The 22,119-nt window shown below is 39.5% G+C and carries 22 protein-coding genes; 16 read left to right on the plus strand and 6 right to left on the minus strand.

What is annotated here, in order from left to right; translation table 11 throughout:
* Window positions 1–5: 5 nt before the first annotated feature.
* The 10 genes from cheY to KZZ04_RS02195 are packed head-to-tail and all read left to right on the plus strand — an operon-like array spanning window position 6 to window position 8,899.
* Entirely contained in the window at window positions 6–389 is a 384-nt protein-coding gene (gene cheY, locus KZZ04_RS02150) for a chemotaxis response regulator CheY (RefSeq protein WP_008132609.1), read from the plus strand.
* 18 nt (window positions 390–407) lie between these two features.
* Complete coding sequence (locus KZZ04_RS02155) at window positions 408–1,175, plus strand: protein phosphatase CheZ (protein ID WP_219421678.1); 768 nt, start codon at window positions 408–410, stop codon at window positions 1,173–1,175.
* Window positions 1,176–1,190: 15 nt separating this feature from the next.
* Window positions 1,191–3,452: a chemotaxis protein CheA gene (locus tag KZZ04_RS02160; protein ID WP_219421679.1), complete on the plus strand. Its 2,262-nt coding sequence runs from the start codon at window positions 1,191–1,193 to the stop codon at window positions 3,450–3,452.
* A 58-nt stretch (window positions 3,453–3,510) separates the two neighbouring features.
* The gene (locus KZZ04_RS02165; RefSeq protein ID WP_219421680.1) at window positions 3,511–4,659 is read left to right on the plus strand and encodes a chemotaxis response regulator protein-glutamate methylesterase; all 1,149 of its coding nucleotides are present in this window, start codon (window positions 3,511–3,513) and stop codon (window positions 4,657–4,659) included.
* The gene (locus KZZ04_RS02170; RefSeq protein WP_058403491.1) at window positions 4,652–5,416 is read left to right on the plus strand and encodes a flagellar motor protein; all 765 of its coding nucleotides are present in this window, start codon (window positions 4,652–4,654) and stop codon (window positions 5,414–5,416) included. The genes KZZ04_RS02165 and KZZ04_RS02170 overlap by 8 nt, the downstream gene beginning before the upstream one ends.
* 1 nt (window position 5,417) lies before the next feature.
* Window positions 5,418–6,377: a flagellar motor protein MotB gene (locus KZZ04_RS02175; protein WP_138528729.1), complete on the plus strand. Its 960-nt coding sequence runs from the start codon at window positions 5,418–5,420 to the stop codon at window positions 6,375–6,377.
* A gap of 12 nt (window positions 6,378–6,389) precedes the next feature.
* Window positions 6,390–7,160 (plus strand): ParA family protein, encoded by a 771-nt coding sequence (locus KZZ04_RS02180; RefSeq protein ID WP_058403489.1) that lies wholly within the window; start codon window positions 6,390–6,392, stop codon window positions 7,158–7,160.
* A 3-nt stretch (window positions 7,161–7,163) separates the two neighbouring features.
* The gene (locus KZZ04_RS02185) at window positions 7,164–7,958 is read left to right on the plus strand and encodes a chemotaxis protein CheW (RefSeq protein WP_219421681.1); all 795 of its coding nucleotides are present in this window, start codon (window positions 7,164–7,166) and stop codon (window positions 7,956–7,958) included.
* Window positions 7,959–7,982: 24 nt separating this feature from the next.
* Window positions 7,983–8,480, plus strand: coding sequence for a chemotaxis protein CheW (locus KZZ04_RS02190; protein WP_058403487.1), 498 nt, complete (start codon window positions 7,983–7,985; stop codon window positions 8,478–8,480).
* Window positions 8,481–8,497: 17 nt separating this feature from the next.
* Complete coding sequence (locus KZZ04_RS02195; RefSeq protein WP_219421682.1) at window positions 8,498–8,899, plus strand: DUF2802 domain-containing protein; 402 nt, start codon at window positions 8,498–8,500, stop codon at window positions 8,897–8,899.
* Between the two features lie 35 nt (window positions 8,900–8,934).
* Here KZZ04_RS02195 and KZZ04_RS02200 read toward each other — a convergent pair whose 3' ends face one another.
* Window positions 8,935–9,588: an OmpW family protein gene (locus tag KZZ04_RS02200; protein WP_138528725.1), complete on the minus strand. Its 654-nt coding sequence runs from the start codon at window positions 9,586–9,588 to the stop codon at window positions 8,935–8,937.
* 261 nt (window positions 9,589–9,849) lie between these two features.
* Here KZZ04_RS02200 and dapE point away from each other — a divergent pair, with 261 nt between their 5' ends.
* Window positions 9,850–11,046: a succinyl-diaminopimelate desuccinylase gene (gene dapE / locus KZZ04_RS02205; protein ID WP_219421683.1), complete on the plus strand. Its 1,197-nt coding sequence runs from the start codon at window positions 9,850–9,852 to the stop codon at window positions 11,044–11,046.
* A 50-nt stretch (window positions 11,047–11,096) separates the two neighbouring features.
* Here the strand turns inward: dapE and KZZ04_RS02210 are convergent, their stop codons facing one another.
* A complete protein-coding gene (locus KZZ04_RS02210; RefSeq protein WP_219421684.1) occupies window positions 11,097–12,803 on the minus strand; it encodes a lysophospholipid acyltransferase family protein in 1,707 nt (568 codons plus the stop codon).
* Between the two features lie 157 nt (window positions 12,804–12,960).
* On the opposite strand from KZZ04_RS02210, the gene KZZ04_RS02215 reads away from it, so the two are divergent.
* Window positions 12,961–13,881: a glyoxylate/hydroxypyruvate reductase A gene (locus tag KZZ04_RS02215; RefSeq protein ID WP_058403482.1), complete on the plus strand. Its 921-nt coding sequence runs from the start codon at window positions 12,961–12,963 to the stop codon at window positions 13,879–13,881.
* A 205-nt stretch (window positions 13,882–14,086) separates the two neighbouring features.
* Here the strand turns inward: KZZ04_RS02215 and smrA are convergent, their stop codons facing one another.
* The 3 genes from smrA to KZZ04_RS02230 all read right to left on the minus strand — a co-directional run bounded on the left by smrA (window position 14,087) and on the right by KZZ04_RS02230 (window position 15,590).
* Window positions 14,087–14,665: a DNA endonuclease SmrA gene (gene smrA / locus KZZ04_RS02220; RefSeq protein ID WP_138528718.1), complete on the minus strand. Its 579-nt coding sequence runs from the start codon at window positions 14,663–14,665 to the stop codon at window positions 14,087–14,089.
* Window positions 14,666–14,794: 129 nt separating this feature from the next.
* A complete protein-coding gene (locus KZZ04_RS02225; RefSeq protein ID WP_138528716.1) occupies window positions 14,795–15,040 on the minus strand; it encodes a hypothetical protein in 246 nt (81 codons plus the stop codon).
* Between the two features lie 106 nt (window positions 15,041–15,146).
* Entirely contained in the window at window positions 15,147–15,590 is a 444-nt protein-coding gene (locus KZZ04_RS02230; RefSeq protein WP_138528714.1) for a hypothetical protein, read from the minus strand.
* Window positions 15,591–15,703: 113 nt separating this feature from the next.
* Between KZZ04_RS02230 and KZZ04_RS02235 the strand changes: the two genes are divergently transcribed.
* On the plus strand, window positions 15,704–16,087 hold the full coding sequence (locus KZZ04_RS02235) for a response regulator (RefSeq protein ID WP_058403479.1): 384 nt from the start codon (window positions 15,704–15,706) through the stop codon (window positions 16,085–16,087).
* A gap of 65 nt (window positions 16,088–16,152) precedes the next feature.
* Here the strand turns inward: KZZ04_RS02235 and rpsT are convergent, their stop codons facing one another.
* Window positions 16,153–16,413, minus strand: a complete 261-nt coding sequence (rpsT, locus tag KZZ04_RS02240) for a 30S ribosomal protein S20 (protein ID WP_006792774.1) — start codon at window positions 16,411–16,413, stop codon at window positions 16,153–16,155.
* A gap of 253 nt (window positions 16,414–16,666) precedes the next feature.
* On the opposite strand from rpsT, the gene murJ reads away from it, so the two are divergent.
* From murJ to ileS, 3 genes are all read left to right on the plus strand, one after another.
* A complete protein-coding gene (gene murJ / locus KZZ04_RS02245) occupies window positions 16,667–18,247 on the plus strand; it encodes a murein biosynthesis integral membrane protein MurJ (RefSeq protein ID WP_283235008.1) in 1,581 nt (526 codons plus the stop codon).
* An 83-nt stretch (window positions 18,248–18,330) separates the two neighbouring features.
* Entirely contained in the window at window positions 18,331–19,281 is a 951-nt protein-coding gene (ribF, locus tag KZZ04_RS02250; protein WP_058403477.1) for a bifunctional riboflavin kinase/FAD synthetase, read from the plus strand.
* Window positions 19,282–19,286: 5 nt separating this feature from the next.
* Window positions 19,287–22,115, plus strand: coding sequence for an isoleucine--tRNA ligase (ileS, locus tag KZZ04_RS02255; RefSeq protein WP_138528712.1), 2,829 nt, complete (start codon window positions 19,287–19,289; stop codon window positions 22,113–22,115).
* Window positions 22,116–22,119 lie beyond the last annotated feature (4 nt).

The raw sequence follows: 22,119 nt of genomic DNA on the forward strand, positions 1-22,119 counted from the left end.
ATGTTTTGGATAAAAACATGAAAATTCTGGTTGTTGACGATTTTTCAACAATGAGACGTATTATTAAAAATCTGTTGCGTGACTTAGGTTTCACTAATGTTCAAGAAGCAGACGATGGGTCAACCGCTTTGCCAATGCTACAAAATCAAGTATTTGATTTTGTTGTTACCGATTGGAATATGCCAGGAATGCAGGGTATAGACCTACTAAGAGCAATACGTGCGGATGATAAGCTTAAACACATTCCGGTATTGATGGTAACGGCTGAAGCTAAAAAAGAACAAATTATAGCGGCAGCACAGGCAGGTGTTAATGGTTATATTGTTAAGCCATTTACTGCTGGAACACTCAAAACTAAATTAGAAAAAGTATTTGAACGTTTAGGCTAATGATAGGGGGAGAGGCTTATGTCAGCACTTGCTGCGCCTCAAATAACTTTAGAACAAGCTCGTCAGCTCGTTGTTTATCTAGAAAACGGTGAGCAAGACAAAGCCAATCAGTTAATTTTAGATACTGCTTCTAAGGAGCAATCTGAAATATTTGCTGAAGTTGGAAAGTTAACCCGTCAATTGCATGAAGCTTTAAAAAGCTTCGAGCTAGACACTCGCTTAACTGACTTAACTACCGATGCGATTCCAGATGCAAAAAAACGGCTTAATTATGTTATAGAAATGACAGAAAATGCCGCAAATAAAACAATGGATGCTGTTGAGGCTAGCCTACCAATTGCTCAGCAGTTGGCGGATGAGATATCTCATATCAAACCGACATGGGATCGCCTAATGAATCGAGAGATTGAGTTAGGAGAGTTTAAATCGTTATGCCACAGCATTGATAAGTTTATGAACAAATCTCATCATAAAACCGATGAGCTGCAAAGTTTGATGACAAATGTACTTATGGCGCAAGACTATCAAGATTTAACCGGGCAAGTTATTCGCCGGGTTATTGAGCTTGTTAGAGAAGTCGAAGAAAGTTTGATCCATCTTTTGACTGCCTTTGCTGATCAAAACGACGGTAAAGCCGAAAAAATAGAACAACAAAAAACAAATGAACCATTAGACGAACAAACTTTAGCAGGTCCAGAAGGCCCTATTATTGATAAAGAATCACGTAATGATGTTGTATCTGATCAAGATGAAGTCGATGATCTTTTATCAAGTTTGGGCTTCTAAGAGGAGAGTAACTGCATGTTTGAAGTCGATGAAGATATTTTACAAGACTTTCTTGTAGAGGCAGGAGAAATCCTAGAGCTTTTATCTGAACAGTTAGTTGAGCTGGAAAACAATCCAGAAGACACCGAATTACTCAATGCCATATTTAGAGGGTTTCACACTGTAAAAGGTGGTGCTGGGTTTTTAGCCATGACGGAGTTAGTTGACGCATGTCATGGTGCAGAAAATGTATTCGATTTACTCAGACAGGGTGTACGAACAGTTAACTCTGAGTTAATGGATGTGATTTTGCAGGCACTCGACACTATTAACGAGATGTTTGCTACCATTCAAAACCGCGATAAACCTGAGCCTGCCGATCCCGAACTACTTGAAGTTCTTCACAAACTGGGCTTGCCTCCAACAGAGGAAGAGCTTGCTGGTGAATCTCCATTTGACACGGCAGATGAGCCTCAACATGAAGCTTTAGAAACGCCTGCGGCAGAAGAAACTTCATCAGCAGATGAAGAAGACCCATTTGCCTTTGATGAGTTATTTAGCGGCGGTTCAGCTGCGCAAAGCGATGAAGAAACTCAGATAGATGAAATAACAGAAGATGAATTCGAAAACCTACTCGACGAGCTACACGGGAAAGGTCAAAGCCCAATAGCTGAAAGTTCGCCAAGTAGCAGTGATGTCAGTGGAGACATTACAGATGATGAGTTTGATAATCTACTTGATGAACTCCATGGCGTTGGAAGTTTTGGCGCTGTTGCCGCTAGTGAGCCTGCAAAAGAGCAACCAGCAAGTAATAATCCAGTAGAAAATACTGCAACGGCATCAACAAATACATCGGCAAGTAATACTAGCGATGATGAAATTAGTGATGATGAATTTGAGGCTTTACTAGATGAACTTCATGGCACCGGCGCCCCTAAATCAATAGAGAGTCCTGCAGCTTCAGAGTCTAAGCCAGCGCCAAAACCCGCGGCTAAGGTAAGTGAGCCTGTTAAAAAGCCTGAACCTGTAAAAGCTGCTGCGCCAAAACCAGTGCAAAAGCCTGCAGAAAAACCGGTAGCAAAAGCAGCGCCTGCTCCAGCGCCTGCAGCTGTGAAAAAACCAGCTCCTCCTCAAGCAGAAACAACAGTCCGAGTTGACACAAAACGCCTAGACCAAATAATGAATATGGTGGGTGAGCTTGTACTTGTTCGTAACAGGTTGGTAAGTTTAGCAACAAACTCAGAAAGTGAAGCAATGGGTAAAGCCATTTCTAACTTAGATGTTGTGACGGCTGATATCCAAGGCGCAGTAATGCAAACGCGAATGCAGCCAATTAAAAAGGTATTTGGCCGCTTCCCTCGCGTTGTTCGTGACTTAGCACGAAGCTTAAATAAAGATATTAGTTTACAGCTTGTTGGTGAAGAAACTGATTTAGATAAAAACTTGGTTGAGGCACTTGCAGATCCACTTGTTCACTTAGTTAGAAACTCAGTTGACCACGGAATAGAGATGCCAGCAGCTCGTGAAGCAGCTGGCAAACCTAGAACGGGTAATGTCACGCTTTCAGCTTCGCAAGAAGGCGACCATATCTTGTTAACTATCAAAGATGATGGTGCGGGTATGGATGCTGAGAAGCTCAAAAAAATTGCAATCAGTAAAGGCGTTTTAGATCACGATCAAGCGAGCCGTTTATCAGATACCGAAGCGTACAATTTAATATTTGCACCAGGATTTTCTACTAAGGAAGAGATCTCTGATATTTCAGGGCGTGGTGTGGGTATGGATGTTGTAAAAACTAAAATCACTCAACTTAATGGCTCAGTGAGTATTCAGTCAGAGCTAGGTGTTGGTACAATTTTAGAAATTAAAGTACCGCTAACACTTGCCATATTACCTACCTTAATGGTTGTAGTTGGTGAACAAACATTTGCACTACCATTGGCTGGTGTTAGTGAAATATTTCACTTAGATTTAACCAAAACAAATGTAGTTGATGGTCAACTAACGATCATTGTACGTAAAAAAGCAATACCGCTGTTTTATCTTGAGCATTGGTTAGTTAAAGGAGCAGATCGTACTCAGCGCAAAGCTCAAGGCCATGTTGTTATTGTTCAAATAGGTACTCAGCAGGTTGGTTTTGTCGTTGACTCCTTAATAGGGCAAGAAGAAGTTGTAATAAAGCCCCTTGATGCACTTCTTCAAGGCACTCCTGGTATGGCAGGTGCAACTATTACGTCAGATGGTGGAATTGCACTTATTTTAGATGTTCCCAATATGTTAAAACACTACGCAGGCTAAATCATAAAGCAGGCACACAATTAAGTGTGCCTGCATAGAAATTTAATAAGAGAGTTAAATGGCCGTAAAAGTTTTAGTTGTTGACGATTCAAGCTTTTTTCGTCGCAGAGTAAGCGAAATTCTTGAGCAAGACAGCGACATACAAGTAATTGGATTTGCCATAAATGGCAGAGAAGCTGTTGAAAAAACGGCCCAACTGCGTCCTGATATGATCACAATGGATGTAGAAATGCCAGTGCTTGATGGTATTAGCGCGGTTAAAGAAATAATGGCCAGCAATCCTACACCAATTTTAATGTTTTCTTCTTTGACCCGTGCTGGCGCAACAGCCACACTCGATGCTCTTGATGCGGGGGCGATGGACTTTCTGCCTAAAAAGTTTGAAGACATAGCACGTAATAATGAAGATGCCATAAAGCTTCTCCAAGCTAAAGTTAAAGAAATTGGCAATAGACGCATTCCCAGAACTTTTAAGCCAGTGTCGTATTCTAAACCCGCAACGCGTGCGGTACCTCAAAGAAGTAGCACATCTTCCATCAGGCAACCGGACAGAAGTTTTCAGCGTTCAACCCCTGAACCATCATTAACCAAAACACAGAGCTCCCTTCCTTCTCGTGCCAGTGGAAAGCAATATAGATTAGTCGCAATTGGTACGTCTACAGGTGGCCCAGTTGCTTTACAAAATGTGCTTACGCAATTACCAGCTAATTTCCCGCATCCTATTTTACTCATTCAGCATATGCCCGCTGCTTTTACACCGGCATTTGCAGCTCGCTTAAATGGTTTGTGCAAAATAAAAGTAAAAGAAGCGCAACAAGGTGACCGGTTAGACCCAGGTACCGCTTATTTGGCGCCTGGCGGTCAACAAATGATGGTTGAAGGACGAGGTGGTTCAAAAACATTGCGTGTTTTTGAAGATAATAGCGAGCGAATTACTTATAAGCCTAGCGTCGATGTAACGTTTGCAAGTGTAGCTAAGGCTTTTCAAGGCGATGTATTAGCAATTATTTTAACTGGCATGGGCGCCGATGGTCGAGATGGTGCGAGAATGTTAAAACAAACAGGGGCTACTATTTGGGCACAAGACGAAAAAAGCTGTGTTGTTTATGGTATGCCACAAGCTGTTGCTAATGCGGGACTTTCAAGTGAGAGTTTAGCGCTGGATGATATTGCAACGCGGATAAAAAGTGAAACCGGTTGTGGATAAGCTCTCCGTACTTGGGTTAATAGTTGCACTAAGTGCTATAGCAATTGGCTATCATCTAGAAGGTGGTGTGATTGCAGCGCTTTTTAATGGTCCGGCACTCATTATTGTACTAGGTGGTACTTTAGGTGCTGTCATGCTTCAAACATCTGCCAGTACTTTTAAAAAAATGCTTAGAATGAGTCACTGGGTATTTGTTACGCCAAGCTATGATATTGATGATGCGATTGAACAGGTTAAACGTTGGTCGCATAAAGCGAGACAAGAGGGCTATTTAGCACTAGAAGATGAGGCATTAACGCATTCAGATGTTTATGCCGCAAAGGGGCTCAGCCTATTAGTTGATGGTGGTTCAGAACAAAAACTCAGAGATACACTTGAGATAGACTTATTGTTAGAACGTGAACGCTTACTTGAAGCGGCTCGGGTTTACGAAGCAATGGGCGGCTATAGTCCTACCATAGGTATTTTAGGGGCCGTGCTTGGACTTATTCAAGCAATGTCTTTTATTACTGACCCCCAATTACTAGGTGCTGGAGTTGCTACTGCTTTTATTGCGACGATATACGGCGTGGGGTTGGCTAATTTATTATTTTTACCCATGGCAAATAAGCTTAAGCAACGTGTAGAAGAAAAGATGCTTTACCACGAAATGCTTGCTGAAGGTATCATTGCAATTAGCGATGGCCAAAGCCCTATGAATATAGAGTTAAAGCTTGAAGCTTACCGTGTTGAGCGGCCAAACCTAGTGGACGCATAAAATGATGCGTCGACGTTTGGGTCGCTCGGCCCAAAAAAGTCAGCACACAGAACGCTGGTTGGTGTCGTATGCTGACTACATGACCATCATGTTTGCTTTTTTTGTTGTAATGTATGCTATTGCAATAAACAAAGAGGAAAACTTTCAAATTCTATCGGATTCTTTAGAGCAAGTGTTTGATAAATCAGCACGTGTTTATTCTCAGCAAGGGACGGGGGTAGAGGGTACCGGAATACTCACCGATAGAGTCACGCCTGAGAAAGAATTACTCTATGGTGAAAGTATAAACAAAGAAGAGCAAGGCCCCGAGTTACTCGATGGCCAAAGTGATACGAGCAATATCCAGCAAAAATATTTAGGAAAACCGCTCGATAGTTTATTAACAAAGCTTCAATCTGCGCTTATTGACGAGATTCGTGATGGTGAGGCTAACCTAGAATTACATCAAGATTGGCTGATTATCGAGCTAAGTTCAGGTATGTTGTTTTCTAGCGGTAGTGCTGTTGCACATTCTCGAGCAAAACAAGTCGTTAAAATTGTTAAAGATATTATTGAACCGGTAGATAACTATATACGGGTTCGCGGTTATACAGATGATGAAACTATTCGAAATGAAATATTTCGCTCTAATTGGGAATTATCTGTAGCTCGGGCGACTTCTGTTTTAGTTGAGCTTGAATCATTAGGAATAAATTCAGCCAGAATGGCCATTGAAGGGTATGGACAATATTCACCTTTTGCTGAAAATAATACAGAAGAGGGGCGCGCTGAAAATCGCAAAGTGGTTATAGCTTTATCTAAATATGGATTGCCTAATGAAGTAAATACACTGGCTGAAGAACAAGCAGCTGAGATTAAAGAGCCAGAGCCAGAAGTAGAGTTGCCGTCAGACGATGACACAATAAAAATTATTCGTTTACCACATGGTGGCATACGTATTACTACACGTAATGAAAAGTAACTGGGATGTAATGTGAAGATTTGGACTGTAGCAAACCAAAAAGGGGGGGTTGGTAAAACAACTACTGCGGTCAGTCTTGCTGGGATTTTAGCACTACAAGGTAAGCGAGTTTTACTCATTGATACTGACCCGCATGCTTCTTTGACCTATTATTTTGGTATTGATTCAGAAGATTTAGAAGTCAGTGTTTACGATATTTTTGCTCGTGGAACCAGTATGCAGAGCGAAGAAATACTTCAAGCATTGTGTCCTTCTACACTTGAAAACTTGGATATTTTGCCGGCTACTATGGCTATTGCTACGCTTGATAGGAGTATGGGCAATAAAACAGGCATGGGGTTAATATTGAAAAAGTCGCTTGCAAAAATAAGCGAACATTACGACTATGCTATTTTAGATTGTCCACCTGTTTTGGGTGTATTGATGGTTAACGCATTAGCTGCCAGTGAGCGAATTTTAGTGCCTGTACAAACAGAGTTTCTTGCACTTAAAGGCCTTGATAGGATGATGCGCACAATGGAATTAATGCAGAGCTCACAGGCGAAAAGTTATGAATATACTATAATACCTACAATGTACGATAAACGTACAAAGGCATCGCTTGAGGCTTATAAAACTTTACAAGAAACGTACGGTGATAAAGTTTGGCCTGGTGTTATTCCCGTTGATACAAAATTAAGAGACGCAAGTTTGGCTCAAAAGGTACCAATAGAGTTTTGCCCTCGTTCTCGTGGTGTATTTGCTTATAAAGCATTATTAGAATATTTAATTGAACAAGGTTAATGAATGAGTAAGCAACTATTTGCTAATGAAAAAGTAATGACTCAGTATTTAGGTGCCTTGCTTTGTGAAGAGGAGCTTGCGAGTGATCTAGAGCCCGTAGCAAAGCTTTTAGAAAATATACCGGATGATTCACATGATGTAACTGCGGACCCTAGACTTAAAAAACCGGATGTTGAAGTAAAAACAGAATTAAGCACTCAATTACCAGTAGTAAAAAATAAGCAAGACGTTACAGAGACAAAAACGGTTGGTGAAGAAAATATAGATTCGCCAAAAGAGGTAACAAGTACAAGTGTTGATTTAGCCGAAGAGGCAAAGCCAAAGCTCTCAAATAACAGTGAATCAGATTACTTTGATGGCGAATTTCAAGCATTATTTTTCGAAGTTGCAGGGCTTACGTTGGCTGTGCCACTCAAAGCTTTAGGCGGTATACACCAATTAGGTGAAGTAAATCACCTGTTTGGTAAGCCAAAATGGTTTAAAGGCGTTATGCTAAACCGAGATGAAAAATTAAATGTTGTTGATACTGCGCGATGGGTAATGCCAGAAAAATACGACGAAAAACTTGAAGCTTCATTAGACTATCAATATTTAATCACCTTGGGTGATAGCCAGTGGGGATTATTAGCAGAAAAGTTAATAAATAACATTACATTGACAAAAGAAGATGTAAAATGGCGTACCGATCAGAGTAAGCGCCCATGGCTTGCTGGGGTTATTAAAGAAAAAATGTGTGCTTTAATTGATGTAGATAATTTAAATACATTATTAGAAGAAGGCTTAGATAGCCGTCAGTAGTAATGACCATTATGGGGTAACAGCATGAACCAAGAGAAATTACTGTCAGCAAATAAAAATGCGGATAATAATGATGAAATATTACAATGGGTTACATTCAAGTTAGAAGAGGAAACCTACGGTGTAAACGTAATGCAGGTGCAAGAAATACTGCGTTACACTGAAATTGCTCCTGTACCCGGTGCACCTTCTTATGTAATAGGCATTATTAACTTGCGTGGTAACGTGGTAACCGTTATTGATACACGCGCTCGATTTGGTTTGTCGGCAGCCGATGCTACTGATAACTCGCGTATTTTAATTATTGAAGCAGAAGAGCAGGTTATTGGTATTTTAGCCGATAGCGTATCTGAAGTTGTTTATCTGCGTAGCTCTGAGATTGACAGTGCACCAAATGTAGGTACGGAAGAAAGTGCTAAATTTATACAAGGTGTGTGTAATCGAGATAACGAGCTTCTTATATTGGTTGATCTAAATAAATTACTTAGTGATGATGAATGGGATGAGTTAAGCGATTTATAAGCTTTACCAGATAAACTATGCTGTTACTTAGTATTGCTATAAGCGCGTTAGCGATAGGATTAATATCGTTAACGTTTATTATGGCACTTAAAAATAAACACACCAGTGATGCAGGTGATTTGCATCAAAAGCTCAAAGAGTGTGCAGAGCAGATTCATATTCTAAGAAGCGAAGCTGCAGAGCTAAGAACAGGTTTACTTAGTATAGGTAAGCGAGTTCTTGAGGTTGAGCAACAAAACCAAGATTTAATACAGCAGCAGTCAGCTCAAAAGTACGATGATCCTGATGCTAAAATTTATTCTCGTGCTGTAAAAATGGTTGAATTGGGAGCTGACTTAGACGAGGTGATACGCGAGTGCGAGTTACCCAGAGCGGAAGCTGAGTTACTGTTTTCATTACACAAAAAAAAAGGCGCTTAGCGCCTTTTTTGCACACATAACACAACACTTTAATATTAAAAGCTATACTTTACTCCAAACATAGCAACCACAGGATCAAGTTCTACAGTTGATGTTAATGCCTTTGAACCATTAGCATATACTGTTGCATCTGTATCGATATCCATCATAGAAACCATAGCGTGTAGTCCCCAATTATCATCAATTTTGTAATTAGCGCCTACTTGTACTAACAAGCCAAAAGAATCATCAAGCTCAACTTCTACATCGTCCGTACCAAGTGTTGCTTTAAGTGCTTGTGAAGGTTGTTCGTCGAAAAAGGTTGTATAGTTTACGCCAACACCTATGAATGGTCTAAGCTGATAGCTTGTATCTAAAAAGTGGTATTGTGCTACCAGTGAAGGTGGAAGATGTTTAATATTGGCAATTTTATTACCAGCTAAGCCACCTGTTCCATTCACATCGTGAGAAAACGGTGTTGCAGCAATCAATTCTAATACCCATGTATCATTAAAAGCATAATCTAAGGTAATACCCAATTGGGTATTTGAATCACCTTTTAGGCCCAATGAAGGAGCTTCGTTAATTGCTGATCCGCTATTGTCTGGGTTTACATTAATAGCACCTACATTAACGCTGAAGTCTGCGTTTGCAGCCGGAGAAAGTGCTAATAAAGAGGTGAATATTGCAATGCTAATTTTAGTTTTCATGTTGTTCTCCAAGAACTACTTTTTGATTGGCGCTATTATTGCGTTTAACAAATATGAAAAACCTGTGCTAGATCAAAGTTTCAGAAATGATTGAACATTGAAAAGTGTTTTATTGATTTAGATTAATTTTAACGCTGTTTTGTAACTGCAATGATTGACAATTTTTGTAATTAATAATCATCAGAATGTATAAATGCTGACATCTCTTAGTCATACTCTCACTATTTAATAATGCCTTACTTAGTAATAAAGGTGTTAAAAATGTCTTTAGTGGTTTCACAACAAGCAGTCATATCTCATAGGTTAAACGCCGAATTAATAAAACAACTACAAACGCTTATCCAATTTAAATCAGTGACGCCAAATCAAGCCGGCGCAATAGATTGGTTAGTTGAGCAGTTATGCGAGCTAGGTTTTGTTTGTGAGAAGTTTACGAGTAATGGTGTCACTAACTTAATTGCGCGTGTTAAATTTAAAGAAGGACCTTGTATCGCTTTTTCAGGGCACATTGATGTGGTGCCCGCAGACAATGATGATTGGCTAAGCCCTCCGTTTGATGGAAAAATAATTAATGGTGTAATTTACGGAAGAGGTGCTGCTGATATGAAAGGAGGCGTGGCAGCAATGCTAGGTGCCACAAAAAAATTAATAAATAACACATCGTCAAAAGCGGGGACTTTTTATTGGCTCATTACCTCTGATGAAGAGGGGGAAGCTGAGTTTGGTTCTGCGCAAATAGCTAATAAGCTTTCTTCAAATGGGATTGTTTTAGATGGGTGTATTGTAGGCGAGCCTACAAGTTCCACACATGTTGGTGATACAATTAAAAATGGCCGTCGTGGTGCGCTTTCGGCTCGTATTTTGGTAAAGGGCAAAGCAGGGCATGTAGCTTATCCTCAAAATACCATTAATGCCGCACATATCAGTGCAAAAATAGTCAGCAAATTGAGTGAGCAAGTGTGGCATTTAGATGATGCAGGCTCAAAAACCACACTGCAAGTCACAGGCATAAATACTAATAATGTGGTCGATAATTTAGTCCCCAGTCACTGCGAAATCACATTTAATATTCGTTATAGCCATCGGTACAACAGTAACGAAATCAAATCGATATTGATTAATTCGTTGGATGAATTTTCACGTTACATAACGATTAACTGGGAACGTCCATGTGAGCCATATTATACCCGCACTGAGAGTACTTGGAGTTTAATTTCTTGTGTGGAACAAGCCATACATAGTCAAACCGGAAACTACCCTCTTCTAAGCACCAGCGGAGGGACATCTGATGGTCGTTTTTTTGCTAACAGTCATACTCAAGTGATTGAGTTTGGGTTAAAAAACAAAACAATTCATCAAATTAATGAGCATGTATCTATTGATGACTTAATTAAAGTTGAGGCTATTTATTATGATTTACTTTCACGTATTTTTATAAATGACACTAATTTTAAATGAGCTCGCTTTTTAACAGCAGGTAGGTAGCACCGAGGGGCACCTCGCCTTGATTAGCTTAAATATCGTTTGGCTTTATTTTCTTTTACACTGTGTAAGTCAACTAAGACTAAACCGTCAATACAATTGTTAAAGTCGGGATCTATGCTAAAACTTAAAAATTTCACTCCGCCAGGTTTGCATAGCTCAGTGTATTGTTTAAAAAGCGTAGGTACTTGCGCGCCCATATTAGCAAGTACATGTTTGAGTTCTACAAAGTCCTCTTTTACATCGTTTTTGCAAAAAATGATGTCACATTGTGCGAGCTGTTGTTCACTGGGTTTAAATTCGTTATTAGGAGTGGCAAGTATCTCATCTGCTTTATAATAATGTTGGTAGTAATGCACTAGCATGGCTTTTGCTGGATCAGCTAGAGTGTTAGGTACGCTAACAGCACCAAATAAATAGCGATATTGAGGGTAGCTTTTAATAAAAGCACCAATACCGTACCACAAATAATCTAGACTTTTACGGCCCCAATACTTTGGCTGAATAAAACTACGGCCAAGCTCGATTCCTTGCTCCAAATAGGGTTCCATGGCATCGGTGTATGTAAACAGGCTATCGGTATATAGCCCTTTACGACCATGCTTATCAATTATTTCTTTAGCACATGCTAATCTATAGGCACCAGCTAACTCTAACTGTGTTGGATCCCAAAGCACGAGGTGTTGATAATCCATATCGTATTTATCTATATCGCGGCGTTTACCGCTGCCTTCACCGACGGCTCTAAATGCTATTTCTCTCAACCTACCCAGTTCTCTAAAAATAGGTGAGCTACCTGTATATTGATATAGATGAATATGCATTCCATCTTGTGTTTTCCCCAGAAGCTGGCACGCCTCTAACGCTTTTTTCAGCTCTTTTCTGCATTCTGGAACAGCAATCGGTGTTTGTGTTTTTAGTGGTAACGGCTTTTTGCTTGTGAGGCGGTACAGTTGTTTTCTAATTAAGTTAACAACCTCTTTGTCTTTCAAGTTTTCTATTAGGTATGACGCAGGAGGGATAGACGCACCAATTTCAAATTCTAACGATTTTTGGCGTTGTTTAAACATTTCTTTTACTAATAATAAGCTAGCTAATGGTTTATAAATTATTGAAGTACCATAAAATAACGGGCTGTTCTTAGCTTTAATATAAATGGGTAATATAGGACAATTCGCTTTTTTTGCCATACGTAAAAATCCGCTGTTCCATTTACAATCTTTGATACCTGTTGGGCTTAATCGTGAAACTTCGCCGGCGGGAAATATCAATAATACCCCCTCATTCTTTAAATGCTGGTGAATATTATAAAGCTCTTGTTTTTTACTTGTGCCTGATAAATTATTTACAGGTAAAAGCAAATCATGCATAGGGGTTACCGACATAAGCATACGGTTTGCGACAACTTTTAAATCTTTTCTTACGCTTGAGATCACTTTAATTAATGCAAGCGCATCTAAAGAGCCTATAGGATGGTTTGCAACAATAATTAATTTACCTTCGCTAGGAATATGCTCTATTTGCTTTGGCTTATAACGTGTATCAAAATTTAGCTCATCGAGTACTTGTTCAACAAATTCTAGCCCTTGTAAATGAGGGTAGGTGTCGGCAAAGGCAACAAACTCTTGTTCATGCAATAAATAGCCTAACCCCTTTTTTACTAGGCTTTTTACTTTTGGTGAGCTTTCTAATTGTGGTAAATTTGCTGCAATTACTTTATCGACACTGATCATACAAACCTCTTTGCAATTTAGCTTGGTTGCCATGTATATAGAGTAAAAAAAGGGTGTGACAGTTATTTTGCAGTTGTGTGACCTTTTAAAGTGTAAAGAAGGCTGCTTAGTGATTGGTCAGCATTGATTTTTATATAAACTTATTTTGGAAGTAACTATGTCGGTATTAGTAGCAATTACAGGGCGAGATAACACAAAGTTAATAGAGCAATTACAAGCCCGATTACCCTCTACACAAATACAGCAATGGCCAGATTGTAATAATCTAGAAAGTATTGATTTTGTATTAGCATGGAAAGCACCACAAGATATGTGGGCAAAGTTACCAAACCTTAAAGCGGTATCGTCATTCGGTGCCGGTGTAGACAGCATTGATTTAAGTTTGCTTGGCGACAATATAGATGTAGTACGTATAGTTGACGAAAAGTTAGCGCAAGACATGGCCGAATATGTCTTAACTCACGTTTTAGCGCAAAAATTACGATTAAAAGAATACTTTATTAAGCAAACACAGCAGCAATGGAAACCTAAACGCGCTTATGAACAAAATAAGGTAGGGATTTTGGGTTTTGGGGAGCTAGGCAAAGCATGTGCGAAACAACTTATTGCCAATAACTTTAGTGTAAATGCTTGGGCTCATACACATAAAACGAGTAATACAGTTAATTTATTTTATGGCGAACAAGGGCTTCAAAAAATGCTTAGCAATATTGATTATCTAATATGTTTGTTGCCATTAACCAAAAAAACGAAAGGTATTATTAATAAAAGTACAATTAGTATGCTTCCTAATCATGCTGTTATTATAAATGTTGCGCGAGGTGAGCATGTTATAGAAGCTGATTTACTTAATGCCTTAGAGGAAAATTCACTTCGAGCTGCAGTTATTGACGTTTTTGAACACGAACCTCTTGGTAAAGAACACCCTTATTGGCAGCATGATAAAATAACCCTTACACCGCATTGTGCTGCATTATCAGATATAAACAGTGTTACAGCACAAATAGCAGAAAACGTTGAACGCTTGCAGCAAGGTATTACTTTAAATAATCGAATAGATAGAACGAAAGGATATTGATAAATATTTAAAGAAACAGCTTGTTAACATATGTAATTTTTATTAATGTTGTATGTGTTCTCAACAATAAAAATATAAAGAGGGTGAAATGAAAACAAATCAGGGCGGTGCTAGGTTAAGCTTAATTATAATTTCAATAATAATATTAGGCGTATCTGCATGGTTTAATCAGCCAACTGTTTTATAAAAAATTGACACAGCAGGTTTACCGCTTGCTGTGAATTTCTCTATTTTCGTGTTTTTTATCGGCACTTTTTTTAAGCAAAACATACGTTGCGCCACTCCCACCATGATGTCTCTGTGCAGTGTGATATGCTAATACTGCGGGCATCTCAGGTAACCATTTATTTACAAAACTTTTGAGTATTCCCGGTTTAGTTTTATTTTTGATTCCTACACCATGCCTAATAAGCACCACACGTACATTTTGCTGCTGACAGTCATTAATAAAATTAAAGAGCGTATTGCGTGCATTGTTAAGTAGCTGGCCATGAAGGTCTAAGGTCGCGTCAACTTGATACTTTGCTAAACGTAAGTTTTTAAATACAGGGCTTTGCACACCGTCTTTTTTAAAGCTTAATATAGCAAATGGCTCAACAAACTCTACAGACTCTGAACTTAAGTAGTTTTCATCTACCGATAAAGTGTTTTCAGCCGCTTGTCGCTTTTGTTGCTGCGCAAGTGAAGAGTGAGGGGTATTTGATAATGGCTTAATGGTATCACTGCTAATAGGGGTCACATCTTCCATAGAAGATAAAAATAAATCAAAATCAGATAAAGTCATACCGAAATCTCAAAATAATGTAATACGAGGTAAATATTATCTCAGTTCACCCAATTTCCCAACCATTTTGATTTATACAATAAAAAAAGCCCAGCAATGCTGGGCTATAAAAAATTCTAAGGGAAGTTGTTAGCTCTGAGTTACATTTAGTTGCCCAAATGTATAAACCTTAAACAGGTAAAATGTATTGATCAATACCAAACTCATATTTGAAATAACACTCGACGACATAAGATCTAAGCTAAATGATAAAAATAGCAGGCCACATGCACTTATCGCAGCTACGCGCAGTAATGTTATGTGGTTAATAAAGAATGCACCTAAACCTAGTGCAAGTAGTATCGTGTTTAAAAGCCAATCTAGCTCGTATAGCATGGTCGTTTCAATAGTTCAGTTGTTGAAAAAAGGAGCGCCATTATGGTGATCTTTTGCGCACCTTTCAACCAAGTAATTTTATATTTTCAGATTAGTTTTATTTATGCTAAAAGTAACTTTTAATCGCTGAAATTAGACCGTCGTCAGCAATAACTTGATACTTTTGACAGCTCTGCGGGTTCTGTAAATCACTGCATAAATAAAGAGATTTGCGCTTATCGTCAAACTTAGGGTGTAAATTAGAGTCTATAAGGGTTGCACCGTATCCAAATACACCAGGCCAATAAATACTTTCGCTAACCATCCCTAATTTTTTATAGGTGAGTAAAGTTGGTTTTGGAAAAGCGACAATTATTACTGCAATAATAGCGAGCGTTATTAACAGTCCTTTTTTGGCTTTAGGTTCTTGGCTATTTAACGCAGCATCAATATTGTGTTGATTTGTTTGAGCCTGCCTTTGAGAAGTTGCCTGAGTTTTGTTTTTTTGTGTTGTTTTTTTTCTTGCTGGTGTTTTACCTAGCAAGGATTGTTTTTTTGGTGTTTTTGACATAAAGCAGATCTGGCCTTTTTTACATAGGTCTTTATAATTCAAATAGTAAATTTATATACTAAGCTAATTATTATAATAACGTAAAGTTAGCTTATAGCCTATGAGGAATGAAGATGGACACGCAGCTATCAATTTTAATTGTGGATGACGTTAGCACGGTGCGTAGTTTTTTGAGTCAAACGCTCATGCATCTAGGGATAGACAATGTAAAGGAAGCATCTACCGCCTCACAGTGTATTAGTGAATGCCAAGCTGCAAAATACAGTATGATTTTTTTAGATATTGAATTGCCAGATGGAGATGGTAAAGAATTAATCGCACAAATTAACGAAATGAGCCCCGAAACAAATGTGGTGATGGTCTCTGCTCATTCAGGTGTTGATAACGTGAAGGATGCTATAGATAAAGGGGCTAAAGGGTTTATTGTAAAACCATTTACGCCAAAGAAAATAGCCGCCATGCTTAAAAAGTTTTATCCTGATTTAGAAATAATGTAAATCACAATATTTAAAGTAAAAAAAAACCGGCAAAAGCCGGTTTTTTATATTCAAGCAAAAACAAATTATAGCGCTTTAATCTTAGCTGCTAAACGGCTCTTATGACGAGCTGCTTTGTTTTTGTGAATTAGACCCTTAGTTGCGTAACGGTCTAGGATAGGTGTAGCAACAGAGAAAGCTTGCTGTGCAGCTTCTTTATCGCCAGCTTCAATAGCAACAACTACTTTTTTGAAGTAAGTGCGCATCATTGAGCGACGGCTTGCGTTGTGCTGACGGTTCTTTTCGCTTGTGATAGCGCGTTTTTTTGCAGACTTGATGTTAGCCAAGGTTTGCTCCTAACAATCTTAAAATAAAGCTTAAATTAAAGGCCGTGGAATATGCCTGTTTCTATCATGAATGTCAATTTAAATTTAACAATCCAAGAAAAACTGCTCCTTATAACGAGCATCAATTTGCCGCTTTAGCAGTTAATGACGCTATTGTAACAAAGCACAGACCCTCAGCCTAGTGCTTTAAAGCGATTTATAAAAAAGACTGTGGCATAATCGTGTGTCTTAGGGATTTTTAAGTAGGTTTAAGGTGTCAAAAGGTTTATTTCGCTCCGGTATGATTGTTAGTTGTATGACTATGATATCGCGCATTTTAGGACTCGTAAGAGATGCTGTTGTTGCTAATTTATTAGGAGCAAGTGCTGCAGCTGATGTTTTTTTATTTGCTAACCGAATTCCTAATTTTTTACGTCGCTTATTTGCAGAAGGCGCTTTTGCACAGGCATTTGTACCCGTTTTAAGTGAAATAAAGGAGCAGGAAGGTGATGATAAAGTAAGGCTCTTTGTTGCCCAAGCAGCAGGTACGCTGGGTACTATTTTACTGTTAGTCACTATTTTTGGTGTGGTGGCTTCGCCAGTTATCGCCGCTTTATTTGGTACAGGGTGGTTTATTGATTGGTGGCAGGGCGGCCCTAATGCAGAAAAGTTTGAACTGGCCAGTTCGTTATTAAAGTTTACTTTTCCATATTTGTTTTTTGTAAGTTTAGTCGCGCTGAGCGGTGCGGTAATGAACGTTTACAATCGTTTTGCCGTTGCAGCATTTACCCCCGTGTTGCTGAATATATCAATTATTACCTGTGCAATCTTTTTACATGATAAATTTAGTGTAGGCGCCTATGCGTTGGCCGTTGGTGTATTTGTCGGTGGTATTGTTCAGTTGTTGTTTCAATTACCTTTTTTATACCGCGCTAAAATGTTGGCTCGTCCGCGTTGGGCTTGGCAAGACGAGAACGTAAAAAAAGTGCGTAAGCTGATGTTGCCTGCATTGTTTGGCGTATCGATAAGCCAAATTAATTTATTACTAGATACCATTATAGCCTCATTACTGATGACAGGCTCTATAGCATGGCTTTATTACTCAGATAGGCTAATAGAGTTTCCGCTTGGCTTATTTGGAATTGGTATAGCAACGGTCATTTTACCCGCACTCTCTAAATTGCACAGCAGTAAAAAACTCAGTGATTTTCAGCATACGTTAGATTGGGGGGTTCGCTTTGTAATATTTTTAGGTATACCAGCAATGGTTGGCTTAATGATAATTAGCCCACTTATAATTACGGTGTTATTCGATCATGGTGCTTTTAAAGAGGACAGTGTTGATCATGTAAAAGCGGTAAGTTTAGGTGTTGTTGCTTACTCTGTAGGGTTAGTTAGCTTTATGTTGATTAAAGTGCTCGCGCCTGGTTTTTATTCCCGTCAAGATACTAAAACCCCGGTACGAATTGGGATTATAACCCTAGTGTTAAATATGGTATTTAACATTATGTTGGCACCCTTTATTGGTTACTTAGGGTTAGCACTCGCGACATCAATGTCAGCCAGTTGTAATGCATTTTTACTTTACAGGCAGCTTAAAAAAGAAAACGTTTATCAGTTTTCTTCTATGAGTTTGCGTTTCACTATAAAGTGTATTGTTGCAAGTATAGTTATGGGGTGTGTTACATGGTATGTAAGTAGTTACTATTACTGGGCCTCGTGGGCGTTCGTACAGCAAGTTATATTATTAATTGCCCTTGTTGCACTAGCAGGAGTTAGCTACTTTACAATGCTCTTTTTAATGGGCGTAAGACTAAATACGATAAAAAGTGTAGCAATTACTGAATCAAACTAAAAAAAAGATTATAATCGGCAGCCTTGTGGCTTTTCCTTGGTATAAGTCGTGATAATACTTGCTGAAAAAAGGCTTTAGGTGGCATGGAGTTAATTAGAGGTATACACAATATTCGCCCACAGCATTTTGGGTGTGTGTTAACTATTGGTAATTTTGACGGCGTTCACTTAGGTCATGCGCAAGTGTTAAAAGGCTTGTTAGCCGACGCTAAAGCACATAACTTACCTAGTACGGTGTTGTTGTTTGAGCCTCAGCCTCAAGAGTTTTTTGCAAAAAACAATGCCCCAGCAAGGCTTACTCGGTTACGTGATAAGCTGCGTTTATTGAGCGATTTAGGCATTGAGCGAGTTATTTGCATTAGCTTTAACCAGCAGTTTGCAAATATGCACGCAGAACAGTTTGTAAACGAGATACTAATAAAAAAACTCGGTGTTAAAGCGCTAACGGTGGGTGACGACTTTAGGTTTGGCCAACAACGTAAAGGTAATTTTAATTTACTTGTTAATATGGGTAAACAAGCGGGCATGGATGTACAAAGCACTGCGAGTTTTCACCAGTTAAATGCTAGAGTAAGCAGCACGTTAATACGTGAAGCATTGGCATGTGGCAACTTAGCTGATGCCAAAGTAATGCTTGGTCATAATTATGCGATTTCTGGGCGTGTTATACATGGTTGGAAACGAGGCCGTGAACTTGGCTTTAGAACCGCAAATATAGCGCTCAAACGCCAAGTTTGCCCCGTAAATGGAGTGTTTGCTGTGCAAGCGACCATTGCAGGGAAACGGGTTTTTGGAGTTGCTAATATAGGCAATAAACCCACATTTAATGGGACACGTGCACTTCTAGAAGTTCATCTTTTTGACTTTGCACAAGACATTTACGGACAATTTATGCACGTTGAGTTGATACAAAAACTCCGCGATGAAAAAAAATTCGAGACATTAACACAATTAACGGCGCAAATAGCAACAGATGTTGCCGCCGCTAAACAGTGTTTTGGTTTAAATCAGGTAGCCGATAGAGACGGAATGTAGGATAAATGAGCGACTATAAACATACTTTGAACTTACCGGAAACACCGTTTCCAATGCGTGGCAATTTGGCACAACGTGAACCAAAAATGCTAAAAGCATGGTATGAAGACGACCTTTACGGTCAAATCCGCAGCGCTAAAAAAGGTAAAAAAACCTTTATTTTGCACGACGGCCCTCCGTATGCAAATGGCGACATCCACTTAGGTCACTCAGTCAATAAAATTTTAAAAGACATTATTGTTAAGTCTAAAACCTTATCAGATTTCGACTCGCCGTATATTCCAGGTTGGGACTGTCACGGTTTACCAATTGAGTTAATGGTTGAGAAAAAAGTAGGTAAGCCTGGCGTTAAAGTAACTGCGAGCGAGTTTCGTGAAAAATGCCGCGCATATGCTAAAAAGCAAGTTGAAGGTCAAAAAGTTGATTTTAAACGTTTAGGTGTGTTTGCCGATTGGGACAAGCCTTATTTAACAATGAACTTTGACTTTGAGGCGAATGCAATTCGTGTGCTTGGTCGTATTATTAAAAATGGTCACCTACACAAAGGCGCAAAACCTGTGCACTGGTGTACAGATTGTGGTTCTGCATTAGCTGAAGCTGAAGTTGAGTATCAAGATAAACAATCGCCAGCAATTGATGTGCGTTTTATTTTTGATGATCAAGACGCTGTAGTTAATGCATTTGATATGGCACAAGGGCATAAAGGTAAAGGTGATGTTGGCACTGTAATATGGACTACAACACCATGGACGCTTCCGGCCAACCGTGCAGTCGCTGTCCATGCTGACCTAGAATATGCATTGGTTCAAGTTGAAGATGAAGGTGCTGAGCAACGTTTGATTTTAGGCTCAGAGCTTGTAAAAGATGCTATGGATCGTTTTGGTTTTAACCATTACCACGTTTTAGGCTATGTAAAAGGTGCTGCACTTGAAAACTTGCAAGTAGCACATCCTTTTTATGATTTTAGTGTACCGGTGATTGTTGCAGAACACGTAACTACGGACTCAGGTACTGGCGTGGTGCATACAGCACCGGGTCATGGTCAAGAAGATTTCGTGGCAGGCTTAAACTACAACCTTGAAGTTGCTAACCCAGTTGGCGCAAACGGTGTGTACTTGCCTGATACAGAATTATTCGCAGGTCAGCATGTATTTAAAGCTAACGCGAGCGTAATTGAAGTATTAAAAGAGCGTGGCGCTTTAGTGCATCACCATGCGCTTACTCACAGTTATCCGCATTGCTGGCGCCATAAAACCCCTATTATTTTCCGTGCTACGCCGCAATGGTTTGTTAGTATGGATCAAGCTAATTTACGTAATGATTCACTTGCTGAAATCAAAAATACACAGTGGCTCCCTGAGTGGGGCGAAAGCCGTATTGCAAACATGGTTGAAGGCCGTCCAGATTGGTGTATTTCTCGCCAGCGTACATGGGGTGTGCCGATTGCTTTATTTGTTGATAAAGACACCGGTGCATTACATCCAAATACCCAAGCGCTTATTGAGCAAGCCGCAGAACTAGTAGAAAAATCAGGCATACAAGCATGGTATGACTTAGAGCCAGAAACACTATTAGGCGAAGAAGACGCTAAACAATACATGAAAGTGCAAGATACACTCGATGTATGGTTTGACTCAGGCGTGTCGCATGCGTGTGTTGTTGATGCGCGTGAAGAATTAGTCGGCCCAGCCGACTTATACCTTGAAGGGTCTGATCAACACCGTGGTTGGTTTATGTCGTCGATGATGACATCGGTCGCAATTAATGGTCATGCTCCTTATAAACAAGTGCTTACGCATGGTTTTACCGTTGATGAAAACGGCAGAAAAATGTCTAAATCGTTAGGTAACGTTATCTCTCCACAAAACGTTATGAATAAGCTAGGTGCAGATATTTTACGTTTATGGGTTGCCTCTACTGATTACACGGCAGAAATGACTGTATCGGACGAAATATTTAAACGCTCAGCAGATCGCTACCGCCGTATTCGTAATACGAGCCGTTACTTATTAGCTAACTTAAATGGTTTTGATCCTAAAACAGATCAAGTGGCTGTTGATGATATGGTTGAGCTTGATAAGTGGATTGTTGGACGTGCAGCTCAGCTGCAGGACGAAATTTTAGCAGCTTACGATAGCTACCAAATGCTATTAGTTACACAAAAGCTGATGAACTTCTGTACGGGTGAGCTTGGTTCGTTCTATTTAGATGTGATTAAAGACCGTCAGTACACTGCAAAGAGCGACAGCCATGCACGACGTTCTTGTCAAACAGCGCTCTATCATATTGCTGAAGCAATGACGCGTTGGATGGCACCAATTATGAGCTTTACAGCGCAAGAAATTTGGGAAGCATTGCCAGGTGAACGCAGTGATTACGTATTCACATCAGTGTGGTATGAAGGTTTACAAGCACCAACAAATACCCAGTTTAGTAATGATGACTGGCAAGCAATTTTAAATGTACGTGACGAAGTGAACCGTTTATTAGAAGCGGCACGTAAAGAAGAAGTTATTGGTGCTGCACTTCAAGCAACGGTTAATTTATTTGCGGGAGAAGAGCTGGCAAATAAATTAACAGCATTGGGTGATGAGCTGCGTTTTGTACTGTTAACATCAGCTGTTAACGTTACTCGCGTTGATAGCCAACCTGCAGATACGCAAGAAACAGAAATTGAAGGTTTGTACATTAGTGTTGCAGCAACAGATGCCGCTAAATGTGAGCGTTGCTGGCATTACAGCGACGATGTAGGTGTTGAACCTACTCACCCTGAAATCTGTGGTCGTTGTGTCAGTAATGTTGATGGCGAAGGCGAAAAGCGTCAATTCGCTTAGGGGA

This window comes from Pseudoalteromonas sp. CR1 (genome assembly GCF_019392235.1).
Taxonomy (GTDB): domain Bacteria; phylum Pseudomonadota; class Gammaproteobacteria; order Enterobacterales; family Alteromonadaceae; genus Pseudoalteromonas.